Origin of the sequence: Streptomyces sp. NPDC088097, assembly GCF_044741845.1 — a bacterium.
Lineage (GTDB): Bacteria > Actinomycetota > Actinomycetes > Streptomycetales > Streptomycetaceae > Streptomyces.
In genome coordinates this window covers 680,878-698,742 of sequence record NZ_JBIUTJ010000004.1, presented here as the reverse complement: position 1 = coordinate 698,742, position 17,865 = coordinate 680,878, and the positions used below count along the sequence as shown (strand labels likewise).

Sequence of the window (17,865 nt, the reverse complement as noted above, 5' to 3'; positions counted from 1 at the left end):
CTGAGTACATCCTTGGGACACGCGGCCAATGCGGCGGCGGACAAGGAGAGTTCGGTGGACAAGCTCGATGGTCGCGATGCCGGAACGATCCGGCTCGACGACCCCTGGTACGACGCACTGGCCGTGGGCTGGGGCGAGGGCGGGGAAACGGTCCCGCAGCCCGCGGCCGGTGGCGGTCGGGCCGCGCCCGTCGCGTCGGACATCTATCTGGAAGTGCAGCGCAGCGCCGCCTTCCAGGAAGTCCGGGGGCGCTACCGGAGGTTCGTCGTCCCCGCGACCGTCGGATTCTTCCTCTGGTACGTCGCCTACGTGGTCGCCGCCACCGCGGCCCCCGAGTTGATGGCCCGGCCCGTGGCCGGCGCGGTCAATGTGGCGCTGGTGGCGGGCCTCGGGCAGTTCCTGACCACCTTCCTCCTCACCTGGGCCTACGCCCGGCACGCGCGGCTGCGCCGGGACCGGGCCGCGCTCGACCTGCGCTGGACGGTCTTCGAGCAGGAGCGCGACCAGGAGCGCAACCGGGCCTTCGGGGAGGGCCGGTGACCACCGAGCACCAGACGCTGGCGCTGATCCTGTTCAGCGTCTTCATCGCCGTCACCCTCGGCATCACCACCTGGGTCAGCCGCAACCGGCACGGCTCGCCGGAGGAGTTCTACGCCGGCGGGCGACTGTTCTCGCCCATGGAGAACGGCTTCGCCATCGCGGGCGACTACATGTCCGCCGCCTCCTTCCTCGGCATCTCCGGCCTGATCGCCCTCTTCGGATACGACGGCCTGCTGTACTCGGTCGGCTTCCTCGTGGCCTGGTTGGTGGTGCTGTTCCTGGTGGCCGAACTGGTCCGCAACTGCGGGCGCTTCACCCTCGCCGACGTCGTCGCCGCCCGGATGAGCGAGCGGCCCGTGCGGATCGCCGCCGGTACCTCCTCGGTGGTGGTCTCGGTGCTCTACCTGGTCGCGCAGATGGTCGGCGCGGGCAGCCTGATCGGCCTGTTGCTCGGGGACTCCGGACCCGCTGCCCGGACCCTGACCGTGATCGGGGTCGGCGCCCTGATGGTGGTCTACGTGTCCTTCGGCGGGATGCGGGCCACCACCTGGATCCAGATCGTGAAGGCCGTACTGCTCATGGGCGGCGCGATCACGCTGACCGTGCTCGTCCTGCTACGTTTCCACGGCGACTTCAACGCCCTGCTCACCGGCGCCGCCGAGCGGAGCGGCAAGGGGATGCGGTTCCTGGGCCCCGGGCTCAAGTACGGCGGTGACTGGACGGCCCGGTTCGACTTCATGAGCCTCGGTCTGGCGCTCGTCCTGGGCACGGCCGGACTGCCGCACATCCTGTCCCGCTTCTACACCGTGCCGACCGCCCGGGCCGCCCGTCGTTCGGTCGTCTGGGCGATTGGGCTCATCGGTGCCTTCTACCTGATGACGATCGTGCTCGGGTTCGGCGCGGCCGCGCTGCTCGGGCCGGCCGAGGTGCGCGCCTCCAACGCCTCGGGCAACACGGCCGTGCCGCTGCTCGCGGCCTACCTCGGCGGGGGCGCCCAATCCACGGGTGGCGCCGTGCTGTTCGCGTTCACCGCCGCCATCGCCTTCGCGACCATCCTCGCGGTGGTCGCCGGGATCACGCTGGCCTCGTCGGCCTCCGTCGCGCACGACCTGTACGCCTCCCTCAAGCGCCGGCACGCACGCCAGCGCAGCGAGGTGGCCGTGGCCCGCGTGGCCGCCGTCGGGATCGGGGCCACGGCGATCGGACTCGGGCTGCTGGCCCAAGACCTCAACGTGGCCTTCCTGGTGGGGCTGGCCTTCGCGGTGGCGGCCTCGGCGAACCTGCCGGTGTTGCTGTACTCGCTGTTCTGGCGGGGGTTCACCACCCGGGGGGCCGTCTGGTCGGTCTACGGGGGACTGATCCCGGCCGTGCTGCTCGTCGTGCTGTCGCCCGTGATGTCCGGGAGCCCCGGATCGCTCTTCCCCGGAGTGGACTTCCAGTACTTCCCGCTGCAGAACCCGGGGATCATCTCGATCCCGCTCGGATTCCTGGCGGGCTGGCTGGGGACGGTGACGTCCGCCGAGGAGCCGGACGAGCGCAAGCACGCCGAGATCGAGGTCCGTTCGCTGACGGGCGCCGGGGCGGTGTGAGCCACCCGGCTCTCAACCGCCGGCGGTCCGGCCGCTCGGGGTCCAGGTGTAGCGGTGTTCGGGGCGGCCGGTCTCGCCGTAGCGCAGGGCGAGGCTGACCCGCCCCGCGCGGTCCAGGAGCTTGAGGTAGCGCTGCGCGGTCTGCCGGCTGATGCCGGAGCGTTCGGCGATCTGCGCGGTCGAGAGCGGGCCCTCGGCGGTCATGAGCACCTGGCGGACCAGTTCCGCGGTGGTGGGGGAGTGACCCTTGGGCAGCTCGTTCGGAGTGCCGGCGGCGGCGAGGGCGCCGAAGATGCGGTCGACCTCCGCCTGTTCGGCCTCGCCTCCTACGGAGAGGGAACGGCGTAGGTCGGCGTAGGCCTCCAGCTTGGCGCGCAGGCCGGCGAAGGTGAACGGTTTGACCAGGTACTGCAGGGCGCCCAGACGCATCGCCGCCTGCACGGTGGCCAGGTCCCGGGCGGCGGTGACCATGATCACGTCGGTGTGCCGGCCGAGCTGGCGCAGGCGGCGCACGAGGTCGAGGCCGTTCTCGTCCGGGAGGTAGTGGTCGAGGAGGACGAGGTCGACCGGGTGGGCGGTGAGGAACCGCAGGGCGTCCGCCGCGCAATGGGCCTGGCCGGACACCTCGAAGCCGGGAACCTTCGCCACGTACGCCGCGTTGATCCGGGCAACACGCATGTCGTCGTCGACGACCAATACGTGCATCGGGGTCTCGTTCATCGCAGGGCCTCCGGGAGTACGACGGAGAACTCCGCCCCTCCGTCCGCTGCCTCCCCGGCCCGGGCGCTGCCGCCCTGCCGTTCCGCGAGGCGGCGTACGAGGGCGAGCCCCAGCCCACGCTCGCGGTGGGCCTTGGGCTGCTTGGTCGACCAGCCCTCCGTGAAGATCTCCTCGCGCCGTGCGGCGGGGATCCCCGGGCCGCTGTCGCGCACCCTGAGCACGGCGGTGCGCCCTTGGGCCCGGATGTCGACCTCCACCAGGGGCGCGGCCGAGCCCACCGCCGCGTCCAGGGCGTTGTCGACGAGGTTGCCGAGGATCGTCACGAGGCCGCCCGGGTCCACCAGGCGGTCGGGGAGGAGCGTGGCCGGGGCCAGGCGCAGCGGGACACCGCGCTCCGCCGCGACGGTGGCCTTGCCGACCAGGAGGGCGGCGAGCAGGGGGTCGTGGACCTTCTCGGTCACCTGCTCGGCCGTGGTGCGGTGGCCCCCGACGACCTCGTTGACGAACTCGACCGCCTCCTCGTGCAGGCCGAGTTCGAGCAGGCCGAGCACGGTGTGCAGGCGGTTGGCGTGCTCGTGGTCCTGGGCGCGCAGGGCGTCGATCAGGCCCTTGGTGGAGTCGAGTTCGCGGCCGAGGTGCTCCACCTCGGTGCGGTCGCGCAGGGTGGCGACGGCGCCGCCGTCGACGGTGGGCATCCGGTTGGCGACCAGGACGCGCGGGCCCTGGACGGTGAGCAGGTCCTTGCCGGTGACGCGGCCGGCCAGGACGTCACCGGTGCGGCCGGTGCCGATCACCTCGTCCAGGGGGCGTCCGGTGGCCAGGGCGGCCGTCTCCGGGGTGAGTCCCAGGAGGCGGGCGGCTTCGTCGTTGACCAGGCGCACCCGGTCCTCGCGGTCGAGGGCGATCACGCCCTCGCGGATGGAGTGGAGCATCGCCTCGCGTTCCGCGAGCAGGCCTGCGATGTCCGAGAAGGCAAGGTCCCGGGTCTGTCGCTGGATCCTGCGCGACAGCAGGTAGGCGGCGAGGGCGCCGACCGCCAGGGCTCCTCCCGCGTAGGCGAGCAGTCCGGGGATGGCTCCCAGCAGGCGGTCGCGCACCCCCTCGTAGGCGATGCCGACGGACACCGCTCCGACGATCTCCCCGTCGCCGGCCAGGAGCGGGACCTTGCCGCGCGCGGACCTGCCCAGGGTGCCCACGTCGATCTCCATCACCTCGTGGCCCGCGAGGGCCTCGCTCGGGTCGGTGGAGACGGGCCGTCCGATCAGGGCGGGGCTGGGGTGGGAGCGGCGGATGCCCTCCAGGTCGATGACGACCACGTACTCGGCGCCCGTCGCCCGGCGGACGCGTTCGGCCGCCGATTGGACCGGGGTGTCCGCCTCGGGGCGGGTGCGCAGGAGGTCGGCGGCGAGTGACGGGTCGGCTGCCGCGCTCTGGGCAATCGCCAGCGCGCGCCGCATGGCCTGGTCGTCGAGCTGGGCCCCGAGGGGTGCCAGGAAGAGGCCCGTGGCCAGCGTGAGGACCCCGGCGGCGATGGCGAGCTGGGTGAGCAGGATCTGGGAGACGGCCCGTCGGGGCAGCCCGAGGCGCCGAGCGCTCGTGGAGAGGAACCGCATGACCAGCAACCGTAGGTCGGTTCGGGCATAAGCGGAATTTCTCCTGTCTACGCAAATCACTTGCGTTATTTGCGCCCAGCTTGCGCAAGGAATACAGCCCGGAATCTGTGGTCAGGAGTGTGGACGCCTGAGCATCGCTCTGCAATTCTCGCACCGAACGCCGCAAATTCCTGTCTCAACTGGTTCGGAAAGCTCATGTCGAGGGACGAGGACATATGAGAAGGCACTTCTGGAGGTGGCGGGTCGTGGCCGCCGCCGTCAGTACGACCCTGCTGTTGTTGGGCATGCCCGCCCTGACCGCCGCGGCCGCCGGTGGACCGAGCGTCGCGGCGGGCCGCCCCGCGGCCGCCAGCAGCAGCAACGGCGCCTACACCGCCGGCAATGCCACCGACAGCAACCAGTCCACCTACTGGGAGAGCGCGGGGAGCGCCCTCCCGCAGTGGGTGCAGGCCGACCTCGGTGCCACGGCCCGCGTCGATCAGGTGGTGCTGAAACTGCCCGCGGCCTGGGAGAGCCGGAACCAGACCCTCTCGGTCCAGGGCAGCGCCGACGGCACCGCCTTCACCACCCTGGTCGCCTCCGCCTCCTACGCCTTCACCCAGGGCGGCGCCAACACGGTGACGATCACCTTCCCCGCGACCCAGACCCGCTTCGTCCGCGTGGAGATCACCGCCAACACCGGCTGGCAGGCCGCGCAGCTGTCCGAGCTGGAGGTCCGCGCCGCCGGCGAGTCCACCACCAACCTGGCCCTCGGCAAGACCCTGACCGCGAGCAGCTCCACGCAGGTCTACGCCGCCCCCAACGCCAACGACGGCAACAACGCGAGCTACTGGGAGAGCGCGAACAACGCCCTGCCGCAGTGGCTCCAGGCCGACCTCGGCGCCTCCGTCCGCGTCGACCGAGTGGTCCTGCGCCTGCCCGACGGCTGGGGCACCCGTACCCAGACGCTCAAGATCCAGGGCAGCGCCAACGGCACGGACTTCACCGACCTCAGCGCCTCCAAGGGCTACGAGTTCAACCAGGCCGTCGGCAACGCGGTGACCGTCTCCTTCGACGCGGCCACCACCCGCTACCTGCGCGTCCTGATCACCGCCAACAGCGTGCAGTCCGCCGGACAGCTCTCGGAGCTGGAGATCTACGGGCCCCAGACCGGCGACACCCAGGCGCCGACCGCCCCCTCCGAGCTGGCCTACACCGAGCCCGCCACCGGCCAGGTCAAGCTGACCTGGAAGGACGCGACCGACAACACGGCCGTCACCGGCTACGACGTCTACGCCAACAACCAACTGCGCAGCACCGTCGCCGGGAACGTCACCACCTTCACCGACACCCAGCCCACCGGCACGAGCGTCACCTACTTCGTCCGCGCCAAGGACGCCGCCGGCAACCAGTCGCCCAACAGCAACAGCGTGACCCGAGCCGGCGACACCGGTGACACCCAGGCGCCGACCGCGCCCGGCTCCCTCGCGCTCACCGCTCCGGCCGCCGACCAGGTCAAGCTGACCTGGCAGGCCTCCACCGACAACGTCGGGGTCAGTGGCTACGAGGTCTACGCGAACAACGTGCTGCGCACCACCGTCGCCGGCAACACGACCACCTTCACCGACACCCAGCCGGCCACCGCCACCGTGACCTACTTCGTCCGGGCCAAGGATGCGGCCGGCAACCGCTCCGGCGACAGCAACCAGGTGACCCGCAACGGCACCGGGGGCGGCGGTTCCAACCTGGCCGTGGGCAAGCCCGTCGAGGCCAGCTCCGTCATCCACACCTTCGTCGCGGAGAACGCCAACGACAACAACACCGCCACCTACTGGGAGGGCGCCGGCGGGGCCTACCCCAGCACCCTGACGGTCAAGCTCGGCGCGAACGCCGACGTCAGCAGCCTGGTCCTCAAGGTCAACCCCGACAGTTCCTGGGGCAGGCGCACCCAGAGCATCCAGGTCCTGGGTCGGGAGCAGGGAGCCCCGGGCGCGACCGGTCTGATCGCCGCCAAGGACTACGTCTTCGACCCGGCGTCCGGCAACACCGTCACCATCCCGCTGACCGCCCGCGTCGCGGACGTACAGCTGCGCTTCACCGCCAACACCGGCTCCTCGAACGGGCAGATCGCCGAGTTCCAGGTCATCGGCGTTCCGGCGCCCAACCCGGACCTCGTGGTCACGGCCCTGAGCGCGGCGCCGTCCGCGCCGGTGGAGTCGGACCCGGTCACGCTCTCCGCCACCGTCAAGAACAGCGGTCCGGCCCCCGCCGCCGCCACCAACGTCACCTTCCAGCTCGGCGGTACGAAGGTCGGTACCGCCGCCGTTCCCGCGCTGGCGGCGGGCGCGAGCGCCACCGTCACGGCGCAGATCGGCGCGCGCGACGCCGGGACGTACCCGCTCGGCGCGATCGTCGACGAGGCGAACACCGTCGTGGAGCAGAACGACAGCAACAACTCCTTCACGGGCACCCCGCTGGTGGTCCGTCCCGTGGACAGCTCCGACCTGGTCGCCTCGGCCGTCAGCTGGTCGCCGAGCGCCCCCTCGGCGGGACAGACGGTGAACTTCACCGTCACCGTCAAGAACCAGGGCTCCGTCGCCGCCGCCTCCGGCGCGCACCAGGTCACCCTCACCCTCCAGGACGCGGGCGGCGCGACCATCCGTACGCTGACGGGTTCCTTCAGCGGGGCCCTCGCGGCCGGAGCCTCCTCGGCCCCGATCGCGCTCGGCAGCTGGCCCGCCGCCAACGGCAGGTACGGCGTCAAGGTGGTGCTCGCCGACGACGCGAACGAGCTTCCGGTCAAGCGTGCCAACAACACCTCCACCCGGTCCTTCTTCGTGGGCCGCGGGGCGAACATGCCCTTCGACATGTACGAGGCGGAGGACGCGTCCGTCGGCGGCGGAGCCCAGGTCGTCGGGCCCAACCGCACCATCGGCGACATCGCGGGCGAGGCTTCCGGTCGCAAGGCCGTGAACCTCGACGCGACCGGCGAGTACGTGGAGTTCACCACCCGGGCCGCGACCAACACCCTGGTCACGCGCTTCTCCATCCCGGACGCACCGGGCGGCGGGGGCATCGACTCCACGCTGAACCTCTACGTCAACGGCACCCTGAAGAAGGCCCTGCCGCTGACCTCCAAGTACGCCTGGCTCTACGGGGCCGAGGCCTCCCCGGGCAACTCCCCGAGCGCCGGAGCGCCCCGCCACATCTACGACGAGGCCAACATCCTGCTGGGTGAGACCATCCCGCAGGGCAGCAAGATCCGCCTCCAGAAGGACGCGGCCAACACCTCCGCCTACGCCATCGACTTCGTGAGCCTTGAGCAGGCCGCGCAGACGCCCAACCCGGACCCGGCGACCTTCACGGTGCCCACCGGCTTCTCCCACCAGGACGTACAGAACGCCCTGGACAAGGTCCGCATGGACACCACCGGCAAGCTCGTCGGCGTCTACCTGCCGGCCGGCGACTACGACACGTCGAGCAAGTTCCAGGTCTACGGCAAGGCCGTCCAGGTCGTCGGCGCGGGACCTTGGTTCACCCGCTTCCACGCCCCGTCCGCCCAGGACAACACCGACATCGGCTGGCGCGCCGAGGGCACCGCGAAGGGATCGTCCTTCTCCGGATTCGCCTACTTCGGCAACTACACGTCACGGATCGACGGCCCCGGCAAGGTCTTCGACTTCGCCAACGTCAGCGACATCACCATCGACAACATCTGGAACGAACACATGGTCTGCCTCTACTGGGGCGCCAACACGGACCGGATCACCATCAAGAACTCGCGGATCCGCGACATGTTCGCGGACGGCATCAACATGACGAACGGGAGCACGGACAACCTCGTCACGAACAACGAGGCACGGGCCACCGGCGACGACAGCTTCGCGCTGTTCTCCGCGATCGACGCGGGCGGCGCGGACATGAAGAACAACGTCTACGAGAACCTGACCACGATCCTCACCTGGCGCGCGGCCGGTGTGGCCGTCTACGGGGGCTTCAACAACACCTTCCGCAACATCCACATCGCCGACACCCTCGTCTACTCCGGCATCACCATCAGCTCGCTGGACTTCGGGTACCCGATGAACGGGTTCGGGACCGATCCGACGACCTTCGAGAACATCTCGATCGTCCGCTCCGGCGGTCACTTCTGGGGAGGGCAGACCTTCCCCGGAATCTGGATCTTCTCGGCGTCGAAGGTGTTCCAGGGCATCCGGATCAACAACGTCGACATCGTCGACCCGACGTACAGCGGAATCATGTTCCAGACGCAGTACGTCGGCGGCCAGCCCGTCAACCCCATCAAGGACACCATCCTGAAGGACATCACGATCACCGGGGCGCGCAAGAGCGGTGACGCCTTCGACGCCAAGTCGGGCTTCGGGCTCTGGGCGAACGAGATGCCCGAGGCGGGTCAGGGACCGGCGGTCGGCGAGGTGACCATCCAGAACCTGCGGACGGGCGACAACGCCGTGGACATCCGGAACACGACCTCGACGTTCCGGATCAACCAGCTGCCGTAGCCCCTGCGGGGTCTTGCGGCACCGACCAGAGCGGGGCGCCCCCGGTGCGGGGGCGCCTCGCCACCGGTGCGTCACGGGCGCGCTCCCGCACCCGCGTGGGGGCGCCCGCACGGCGGTCGAGCGAACCGCAAGCGACTTGCATCGCTTGCGCTAGGCTTGCGTGCATGACGCGACGACTTGCTCAAGTGGCGAAGAAGGTGGGAGTCAGCGAGGCAACGGTCAGCCGGGTGCTCAACGGCAAGCCGGGCGTCTCGGACTCCACCCGCCAATCCGTGCTGACCGCCCTCGACGTTCTCGGCTACGAACGCCCGACCCAGCTACGGGGCGAGCGGGCCAGGTTGGTCGGGCTGGTCCTGCCGGAACTCCAGAATCCGATCTTCCCCGCCTTTGCCGAGGTCATCGGCGGGGCCCTCGCGCAACAGGGGCTGACCCCGGTGTTGTGCACGCAGACCACCGGCGGCGTCTCGGAGGCCGACTACGTGGAACTGCTGCTTCAGCAGCAGGTGTCCGGGGTGGTCTTCGCCGGCGGACTGTTCGCTCAGGCGGACGCCCCCCACGACCACTACCGTCTGTTGTCGGAGCGCAAGGTTCCGGTGGTGCTGATCAACGCCTCGATAGAGGATCTGGGTTTCCCGTGCGTCTCCTGTGACGACGCCGTGGCGGTCGAACAGGCCTGGCGGCACCTGGCCTCCCTCGGGCACGAGAGGATCGGACTGGTCCTCGGACCGGCGGACCACATCCCCTCGCTGCGCAAGCTGGTGGCCGCACAGGCCGTCGTCGCGGCGGCCGGGGCGGAGCTGCCCGCCGCTCACGTGGAGCGGACCCTGTTCTCCCTGGAGGGTGGCCACGCGGCCGCCTCCCGGCTGCTGGACCGCGGGATCACCGGCATCATCTGCGCGAGCGACCCCCTCGCCCTGGGCGCCGTACGGGCCGCCCGCCGGCGCGGTCTCGACGTGCCCCGGGAGGTCTCAGTGGTCGGCTACGACGACTCGGCCTTCATGAACTGCACCGAGCCCCCGCTGACCACCGTCCGCCAGCCCATCGAGGCCATGGGTCGGGCCGCCGTCGAGCTCCTCACCTCGCAGATCCAGGGCGCCGCGGTGCAGCCCGGGGAGCTGCTGTTCGAGCCCGAGCTGGTGGTGCGGGGCTCCACCGCGCAGGCGCCGCGCGGGTAGCCCCGTACGACAGGGATACCGGGTCCGGAAACGTCATGTCGACGTTTCCGGGCCTTTTTTGCGTTCCAGAGACACCGCTGTGACCTCCTGATGTCAATGGCTTACGAAATCTGCGCGAGATATTGCGTTCATCTGTCGGTGGTGGTTGAGTGTGCCCCGCTCGCCCCCACGCCTCCTGCTCGAAGCTCGAAGGGGTCCACCGATGAGAACCAACGTCCGCCGCAACGTCGCGGCCGCCCTTGTCTCCGCGCTGGCCGTCACCGCCCTCGCGGCCTGTGGCACCAGCAGCAGCGGCGGCGACGACCCGAAGGAGCAGCCCTCCACGGGCGGCGCCGACGCCTCGTCCCCGCTCGACCCGAAGACCAAGGTCACCCTCTCCATCGACTGCATGCCGCCCGCGGCCAAGGCAGCCGAGCTCAAGGAGTGGAAGGAGGACGTGGCGGAGTTCAACAAGACCTACCCGAACGTCACGATCGAGGGCCGGTCCACCCCCGGCCAGTGCCTGGAGCCCCCGCGCTTCACCGCCATGCTCAAGGCCAAGTCGCAGCCGGACGTCTTCTACGCCTACTTCACCGACCTCAAGCAGGTCCTCGACAACGACGGGGCCGAGGACATCTCCGCCTACGTCACCCCCAAGTCCGTGCCCGCCCTCGACGACATCGACAAGAACGTGCTGAACGTCCTCAAGCAGGACGGCAAGCTCTACGGGGTGCCCACCAGCAACTACACGATGGGCCTGCTGATCAACCGCAAGCTCTTCAAGGACGCGGGCCTCGACCCCGACGCCCCGCCGCGCACCTGGGAAGAGGTCCGGGCCGCCGCCAAGAAGATCGCCGCCCTGGGCAACGGCACTTCCGGCTACGGCGAGTACAGCGTCGAGAACACCGGCGGATGGCACTACACCGCCGCCATGTACGGACTCGGCGGCGACGTCGTGGGCGCCGACGGCGAGGCCGCCTTCAACAACGACACCGGCCGGAAGATCGTCGAGAACCTCCACGCCATGCGCTGGGAGGACGACAGCATGGGCAAGACCCAGCTGCTCAAGTGGGGCGACCTGCAGAAGCAGATGGCCTCGGACAAGCTCGGCATGTTCCTCGCCGCGCCCGACGACATCACGTACATGGTCCAGCAGCTCGGCGCGAAGTACGAGAACTTCGGCATGGGCCCGATTCCCGGCGGAGCGTCCACCTTGGCGGGTGGCAACGGCTACCTGATCAAGAAGGGCAGCTCCCCGGACAAGGTCAAGGCCGCCGTGGCCTGGCTCAACTTCAAGACCCTCGCCGTCGGCAAGGGCCAGTTCCAGTACGACCGCAGCAAGACCGACGGCCTGCCCGTGGGCCTGCCGCAGCCGGCCTTCTTCACCGGCGCGAGCAAGGCCAAGGACGACGAGCTGAAGGCCGCGAGCGCGACCATGCCCGTCGCGAACTTCAAGTCCTTCCTGGACAACCCGGTCCCCGGCAAGCCGGAGCCGCTGAAGGCGCAAGAGGTCTACAAGGTCCTCGACAAGGTGATGTCGGGTGTCCTCACCAACAAGAACGCCGACGCCGGACAACTCCTCGGTGACGCCGAGAAGGCCGTCAACCAGGTGCTGGGGAACCAGTAAAGACCCGGGTGGGCCCGGCGGTGCGCCTCTCCGCTTCCCCGCCGGCCCCCCGGGCCCCACCCGCCCCAGAGCATCCGTTCACCGACGGCGACGACCCACAAGGAGCGAGCGGCGATGTCGGCTCCCACCCTGCCCCGCGACTCCCGCGCAGAGTTCCTCCGGGCGCTCAAGCGCAACCTCACGGCCCACGGCTTCCTGATCGGCGCCGTCCTGTGCTTCGCCTTCTTCTCCTGGTACCCGATGGTCCGGGAGTTCCTGCTGGCCTTCCAGAAGACCGAGAGCGGCGCCACCCGCTGGGTCGGCTGGGACAACTTCGCCTACGTCTTCGCCGACCCCGGCTTCTGGCAGGCCTGGCGCAACACGCTCCTGTTCACCGGCCTGGCCCTGATCCTCGGATTTGTCGTTCCCTTCGTCGTGGCGCTGGTGCTCAACGAGTTCCGCCACGCACAGGGGTACCTGCGCCTCCTGGTCTACCTGCCGGTGATGATGCCGCCGGTGGCCTCGATCCTGCTCTTCAAGTACTTCTACGACCCCGGTTTCGGCCTCTTCAACAGGATCCTGCAATTCCTGCACCTTCCCGCGCAGGATTGGTTGCAGTCCACCGATACCGCGATGCTCTCCGTGGTCATCGCTTCCACGTGGATGAACATGGGCGGGGCCACCCTGATCTACCTGGCCGCGCTCCAGGGGATCCCGGGCGAGTTGTACGAGGCGGCCGACCTCGACGGCGCCGGCGTCCTGCGCAAGGTCTGGCACGTCACCATCCCGCAGACCAAGCTCATCCTCTCGCTCATGCTGCTGATGCAGATCATCGCGACGATGCAGGTCTTCGTGGAGCCGTTCATGCTCACCGGCGGGGCCGGCCCCGAGGGATCGACCACCACCGTGGTCGTCCAGATCTACCAGTACGCCTTCAACTTCAACCAGTACGGCCCCGCCGCGGCCCTGGGCCTGTGCCTGCTCGTCCTGCTCGCGGGATTCTCCGCGCTTTACGTCCGCCTCAGCCGCGACAACGAGAGCTGACAGGAGACCCTCACATGGCAGAGCGCACGCTGATCTCCCCGGCCCAACTCGGCCGCACCCGGGGCAAGGCCGTCTACTGGACCGTCCTCGCCCTCGTCGTGATCGCCTTCACCCTGGTCTTCCTCGGCCCCCTCTACTGGATGGTCGCCAACGGCCTCAAGAGCACGCAGGAGTTCGCCCAGGTCCCGCCCACCCTGGTCCCCGACTCCCTGCACACCGACAACTTCACGGCGGCCTGGAAGGTCATGGACCTCGCCAAGCTGCTCTTCAACACCCTCTACTACGCCTTCGGCGCGCTCGCCTTCCAGCTCGTCCTGGACGTGGGCGCCGCCTACTCGCTGTCCAAGCTCCGGCCCGTCTTCGGCAAGGTCGTCCTCGGGATGATGCTGGCGACACTGATGATCCCGGCGGCCGTCCTCGTGGTCCCGCAGTACCTCACGGTCCTCGACATGCCGCTCATCGAGCGGAACCTGCTCAACTCGCCCTGGGTGATCTGGCTGCCGTCCGTCACCAACGCCTTCAACATCTTCCTGCTGAAGCGGTTCTTCGACTCCATACCCCAGGAGATCCTCGACGCCTCCGCCATCGACGGGGCGAGCGCCGTCCGCACCCTGCGCTCGATCGTCCTGCCGATGTCCCGGCCCATCCTCGGAGTCGTGTCGATCTTCGCGATCGTCGGGGTCTGGAAGGACTTCCTCTGGCCGATGCTCACCCTCCCCGACCCGGCCCTGCAGACCCTCAACGTGGGCATCTACTCGCTCTCCACCGGCGTCCCGGAGAACCACCTCATCGCCGCACTCGCGATGGCCTCCGCGCCCACGCTCATCGTCTTCCTCATCTTCCAGCGCAACATCATGAGCGGCCTGACGGCAGGCTCCCTCAAGGGCTGAGCGCCCGGAGCCGCCCTCTTCCCCCGTCACCGGACCCGCAGTGAAAGGACCCCTCGTGGCCGACTTTCCCCTGCCCGCGAGCGACGCCGACTGGTGGCGCTCGGCCGCCATCTACCAGGTGTACGTACGCAGCTTCGCCGACGGCGACGGGGACGGCACCGGCGACCTCGCAGGCGTCCGGGCCCGACTCCCGTACCTGGCGGAGCTGGGCGTCGACGCGCTCTGGTTCACCCCCTGGTACCTCTCCCCGCTCGCCGACGGCGGCTACGACGTCGCCGACTACCGCCGCATCGACCCCGCCTTCGGCACCCTCGACGAGGCCGAGAAGCTCATCGCGGAGGCCCGCGCGCTCGGCATCCGCACCCTCGTCGACGTGGTCCCGAACCACGTGTCCGACCAGCACGCCTGGTTCCGGGCCGCCCTCGCCGCCGGCCCCGGCAGCCCGGAGCGGGAGCTGTTCCACTTCCGGGCCGGCCGCGGGGAGCACGGCGAACTCCCGCCCGGCGACTGGCCCTCCCAGTTCAACGGCGCCGCCACCTGGACCCGGGTCCCCGACGGCGAGTGGTACCTGCACCTCTTCACCCCGCAGCAGCCCGACCTCAACTGGGACCACCCCGAGGTCCGCCGGGAGCACGAGGAGGTGCTGCGGTTCTGGTTCGAACGCGGGGTCGCGGGCGTACGGATCGACTCCGCCGCGCTGCTCGCGAAGGACCCCGCCCTGCCCGACCTCGCCGGCCGCTCGCCGGACCCATGGCCCGGCGGGGGCCACCCGTACATCGACCGGGACGACCTCCACGACGTGTACCGCTCCTGGCGGGCCGTCGCCGACGAGTACGGCGCCGTGTTCGTCGGCGAGGTCTGGCTGCCCGATACCGAGCGCTTCGCCCGCTACCTGCGCCCCGACGAACTGCACACCGCCTTCAACTTCTCCTTCCTCAGCTGTCCCTGGGACGCCGGGCGGCTGCGCACCTCCATCGAGGAGACCCTCGCCGAGCACGCGCCCGTCGGGGCCCCCGCCACCTGGGTGCTGTGCAACCACGACGTCACCCGTACCGTCACCCGCTACGGCCGGACCGAGACCGGCTTCGACTTCGCCGCCAAGGCCTTCGGCACCCCCACCGACCTGGAGCTCGGCACCCGACGGGCCCGGGCCGCCGCCCTGCTGACGCTGGCCCTGCCCGGCTCCGTCTACGTGTACCAGGGCGAGGAACTGGGGCTGCCCGAAGCCGACGTCCCGCTCGACCGCATCCAGGACCCCATGCACTTCCGCTCCGGCGGCACCGACCCCGGCCGGGACGGCTGCCGGGTCCCGCTGCCCTGGACCGCCGAGCCCTGGAACGAGCCCTGGCTGCCCCAGCCCGCGCACTTCGCGGCGTACGCGGCCGACCTCCAGGACCGCGACCCGGACTCCATGCTCACCCTGTACCGGACGGCCCTGCGGCTGCGCCGGGTGGCGGGCGGGTTCGGAGGCGGCTCGCTGGAGTGGCTGGAGGCGCCGCCCGGGGTGCTGGCCTTCACCCGCCCCGACGGGCTGTCGTGCGTGGTCAACCTGTCGGACGGCCCGGTTCCGATCCCGGGCCACACGAACGTCCTGCTGAGCAGTTCCCCGCTGGAGGGGGCGGGGCTGCTGCCGCGGGACACGGCGGTCTGGCTGCGGACCTGACGCCGCCGCCGGACCGCCCCCTGCGGCGGCCCCCTCCCGTCACGGCAGCGGCCGGGGCGGTCGGGGGCCGTCGTAGTGCCCGCTCGGCCGCATCCGCAGCGGCCGCTCCTGGTACTCCTCCAGGGCGTGCGCCACCCAACCCGCCGTCCGCGACACCGCGAACACCGTCTCCCCGGCCTCCGCCCGCATCCCGCAGGAGACGGTGAGCACCGCCAGAGCCAGGTCCACGTTGGGGTGCAGCCCGTGGCGGGACATCACCGCCGCCACGTCCCGCGCCGCACCCAGCGCCGGAGCGGCCCCGGGCAGCTCCGTCAGCCGCCCGAACAGCGCCCGGGCCCTCGGGTCCTCCCCCCGGTAGAGGCGGTGGCCGAATCCGGGGACCCGCTGCCCGGCGCGCAGGTACTCCGCCACCACGGGCGCCGCCCCGCCGCGCGCCCGCACCTGCGTCAGCATCCCGTGCGCGAGTCGCCCGGCCGCCCCGTGCAGCGGCCCCTCCAGGGCGCCGAGCCCGGCCGAGACGGCGGCGTACGGATGTGCCCGCGCCGAGGCCGCCACCCGTACGGCCAAGGTGGAGGCGGCCAGGTCGTGGTCGGCCAGCAGTCCCAGCGCCAGGTCCAGCACGTCCAGGGCCGCCGGGTCCGGATCCGTCGCGGTCAGCCGGGACCACAACCGCCGCGCGAGCCGTCCGTCCCCGTCCCGTGCCGGGGCGCCGACCGGGGGCAGCGCGTCGACCAGGGTCGGGATCAGGCAGCGCGCGGAGCCCAGTACGGCCGCCTCCGACAGGTCGAAGCGCAGCGGGTCCGCCACCGCCGCGGCGGCGACCGCCACCCGGAGCCGGTCGATCGGCCCGCCGTGCTCGGGCAGCGCGGCCACCGCCCGCCGGGCGGCGGCGAGCACCTCCGGGGGAGCGTCGAACCGGGCACCGGGCGACAGGGTCCCCGTCCAGAGCCACTCGGCGACCTCCTCGTAGCAGTGGCGGGAGGCCAGCTCGACGGCGTCCACCCCGCGGAAGTAGTACCGGTCGGCCTCGATGAGGGTCAGCGAGGTGCGTACGGACAGCTCCCCGGCCGGGACGGCCGCCTCGCGCCTGCTGCGCCGGGCCAGGGCCTCCACCTCGCCCGCGTCGAAACTGCTGCCCCGCCCGGTCGGGTCCCGACGACTGCCGAGTTGCCCCCGGCTGACGTACGCGTACACGGTCGCCGGCTTCACGCCGAGGACCTGCGCGGCCTCCCGGGTGGTCAGTCGGGGAGCCGGTCGACGGGGGTGCTCGTCGGACGCGGAGGGGGCGTCGTCGCCGGTCCCGGCAGGATCGTCACTCATGACGCACAGCCTACATAGATTGATCGGATCAACGTTGACAAGGATTGATTCAAGGATGGATGGTCGGTCCATGAACACCACCGTCGATGTGCCCCGCGGTCTCGCGGGAGTCGTGGTCACCGAGACCCAACTCGGTGACGTCCGAGGCCGCGAAGGCTTCTACCACTACCGCCAGTACTCGGCCGTCGAGCTGGCCGAGAGCCGGAGCTTCGAGGACGTCTGGCACCTGATGTTCCGCGGCGACCTCCCCGCCGACGGACCCGCCCGCGCCGCCTTCGCAGCCGAGATCGCCCCGCTGCGGCACCTGCCCGCCGAGGTCCGCGGCGCCCTGCCCGCCCTCGCCCGCGCCTGCGCCCTGTCCGGACCGCTCGCCGGGCTGCGCACCGCCCTCTCCCTGCTCGGCGCCTCGGCCGGCTTCCGCCCGGTCTACGACCTCACGCCCGAGCGACGCTCCGCGGACGCCCTCGCCGCCTGCGCCGCCGTCCCGACCCTGCTCACCGCCCTGCACCGGCTCGGTCGGGGGCTGGAGCCGGTGGAGCCGTGCGACGACCTCCCGTACGCCGCGAACTACCTCTGGATGCTGACCGGGGAGGAGCCCGACCCGATCAGGGCCCGCGCCGTCGAGAGGTACCTGATCTCGACCGTCGACCACGGCTTCAACGCCTCCACCTTCACCGCCCGGGTGATCGCCTCCACCGGCGCCGACCTCGCCGCCTGCCTCACCGGAGCGATCGGCGCGCTCTCCGGCCCCCTCCACGGCGGAGCGCCGAGCCGCGCCCTGGACACCCTCGACGCCATCGGCACCACCGAGCGCATCGGGCCCTGGATCCGCGAACGCGTCCTGGCCGGGGACCGGATCATGGGCTTCGGACACCCCGTCTACCGCACCGAGGACCCCCGATCCCGCATGCTGCGCGAGATCGCCCAGGGGTTCGGCGGGCCGCTCGTGGAGTTCGCCGTCGAGGTGGAACGGCAGGTGGAGGAGATCCTCGCCGAGCTGAAGCCGGGCCGCGAACTGCACACCAACGTGGAGTTCTACGCGGGCGTGGTCATGGAGCTGTGCGGACTGCCGCGCGAGATGTTCACGCCGACCTTCTGCGCGGCCCGGGTCGTCGGATGGAGCGCCAACATCCTCGAACAGGCCGCCGACTCGAAGATCATCCGTCCGGCCGCCCGCTACACCGGTCCGACCCCACCGCACCCGGTTCCGACGCCGCGCTGACT

Annotated in this window: 12 protein-coding genes; 9 read left to right on the top strand and 3 right to left on the bottom strand. The window is 70.9% G+C overall.

Features of this window, described 5'->3' with window-relative positions; genetic code table 11:
* The first annotated feature begins 54 nt into the window (after nucleotides 1–54).
* Both ACIOD1_RS16955 and ACIOD1_RS16950 read left to right on the top strand, forming a co-directional pair.
* A complete protein-coding gene (locus ACIOD1_RS16955; RefSeq protein WP_401902958.1) occupies nucleotides 55–540 on the top strand; it encodes a DUF485 domain-containing protein in 486 nt (161 codons plus the stop codon).
* The gene (locus tag ACIOD1_RS16950) at nucleotides 537–2,129 is read left to right on the top strand and encodes a cation acetate symporter (RefSeq protein WP_401902956.1); all 1,593 of its coding nucleotides are present in this window, start codon (nucleotides 537–539) and stop codon (nucleotides 2,127–2,129) included. Before ACIOD1_RS16955 ends, ACIOD1_RS16950 begins: the two co-directional genes overlap by 4 nt.
* A 12-nt stretch (nucleotides 2,130–2,141) precedes the next feature.
* On the opposite strand, the gene ACIOD1_RS16945 is transcribed toward ACIOD1_RS16950, so the two are convergent.
* Together ACIOD1_RS16945 and ACIOD1_RS16940 are read right to left on the bottom strand one after the other, a co-directional pair.
* Nucleotides 2,142–2,849, bottom strand: a complete 708-nt coding sequence (locus tag ACIOD1_RS16945; RefSeq protein ID WP_365616360.1) for a response regulator — start codon at nucleotides 2,847–2,849, stop codon at nucleotides 2,142–2,144.
* Nucleotides 2,846–4,462: an ATP-binding protein gene (locus ACIOD1_RS16940; protein WP_401902955.1), complete on the bottom strand. Its 1,617-nt coding sequence runs from the start codon at nucleotides 4,460–4,462 to the stop codon at nucleotides 2,846–2,848. Before ACIOD1_RS16940 ends, ACIOD1_RS16945 begins: the two co-directional genes overlap by 4 nt.
* A 215-nt stretch (nucleotides 4,463–4,677) precedes the next feature.
* On the opposite strand from ACIOD1_RS16940, the gene ACIOD1_RS16935 reads away from it, so the two are divergent.
* The 6 genes from ACIOD1_RS16935 to ACIOD1_RS16910 all read left to right on the top strand — a co-directional run bounded on the left by ACIOD1_RS16935 (nucleotide 4,678) and on the right by ACIOD1_RS16910 (nucleotide 15,321).
* The gene (locus ACIOD1_RS16935) at nucleotides 4,678–8,964 is read left to right on the top strand and encodes a discoidin domain-containing protein (protein ID WP_401902953.1); all 4,287 of its coding nucleotides are present in this window, start codon (nucleotides 4,678–4,680) and stop codon (nucleotides 8,962–8,964) included.
* Between the two features lie 164 nt (nucleotides 8,965–9,128).
* Nucleotides 9,129–10,139 carry a LacI family DNA-binding transcriptional regulator gene (locus ACIOD1_RS16930; RefSeq protein WP_365616366.1) on the top strand — a complete coding sequence of 337 codons (1,011 nt, stop codon included), beginning with the start codon at nucleotides 9,129–9,131 and terminating at the stop codon, nucleotides 10,137–10,139.
* 202 nt (nucleotides 10,140–10,341) lie between these two features.
* Nucleotides 10,342–11,745 (top strand): ABC transporter substrate-binding protein, encoded by a 1,404-nt coding sequence (locus ACIOD1_RS16925; RefSeq protein WP_401902951.1) that lies wholly within the window; start codon nucleotides 10,342–10,344, stop codon nucleotides 11,743–11,745.
* Nucleotides 11,746–11,859: 114 nt separating this feature from the next.
* Nucleotides 11,860–12,768, top strand: coding sequence for a sugar ABC transporter permease (locus tag ACIOD1_RS16920; protein WP_365616369.1), 909 nt, complete (start codon nucleotides 11,860–11,862; stop codon nucleotides 12,766–12,768).
* Nucleotides 12,769–12,782: 14 nt separating this feature from the next.
* Entirely contained in the window at nucleotides 12,783–13,658 is an 876-nt protein-coding gene (locus tag ACIOD1_RS16915; RefSeq protein ID WP_401902949.1) for a carbohydrate ABC transporter permease, read from the top strand.
* A gap of 55 nt (nucleotides 13,659–13,713) precedes the next feature.
* Entirely contained in the window at nucleotides 13,714–15,321 is a 1,608-nt protein-coding gene (locus tag ACIOD1_RS16910; RefSeq protein ID WP_365616373.1) for a glycoside hydrolase family 13 protein, read from the top strand.
* A 39-nt stretch (nucleotides 15,322–15,360) separates the two neighbouring features.
* Here the strand turns inward: ACIOD1_RS16910 and ACIOD1_RS16905 are convergent, their stop codons facing one another.
* On the bottom strand, nucleotides 15,361–16,641 hold the full coding sequence (locus ACIOD1_RS16905; RefSeq protein ID WP_401902948.1) for a citrate synthase: 1,281 nt from the start codon (nucleotides 16,639–16,641) through the stop codon (nucleotides 15,361–15,363).
* Nucleotides 16,642–16,711: 70 nt separating this feature from the next.
* On the opposite strand from ACIOD1_RS16905, the gene ACIOD1_RS16900 reads away from it, so the two are divergent.
* The gene (locus tag ACIOD1_RS16900) at nucleotides 16,712–17,863 is read left to right on the top strand and encodes a citrate synthase (protein WP_401902946.1); all 1,152 of its coding nucleotides are present in this window, start codon (nucleotides 16,712–16,714) and stop codon (nucleotides 17,861–17,863) included.
* Nucleotides 17,864–17,865 lie beyond the last annotated feature (2 nt).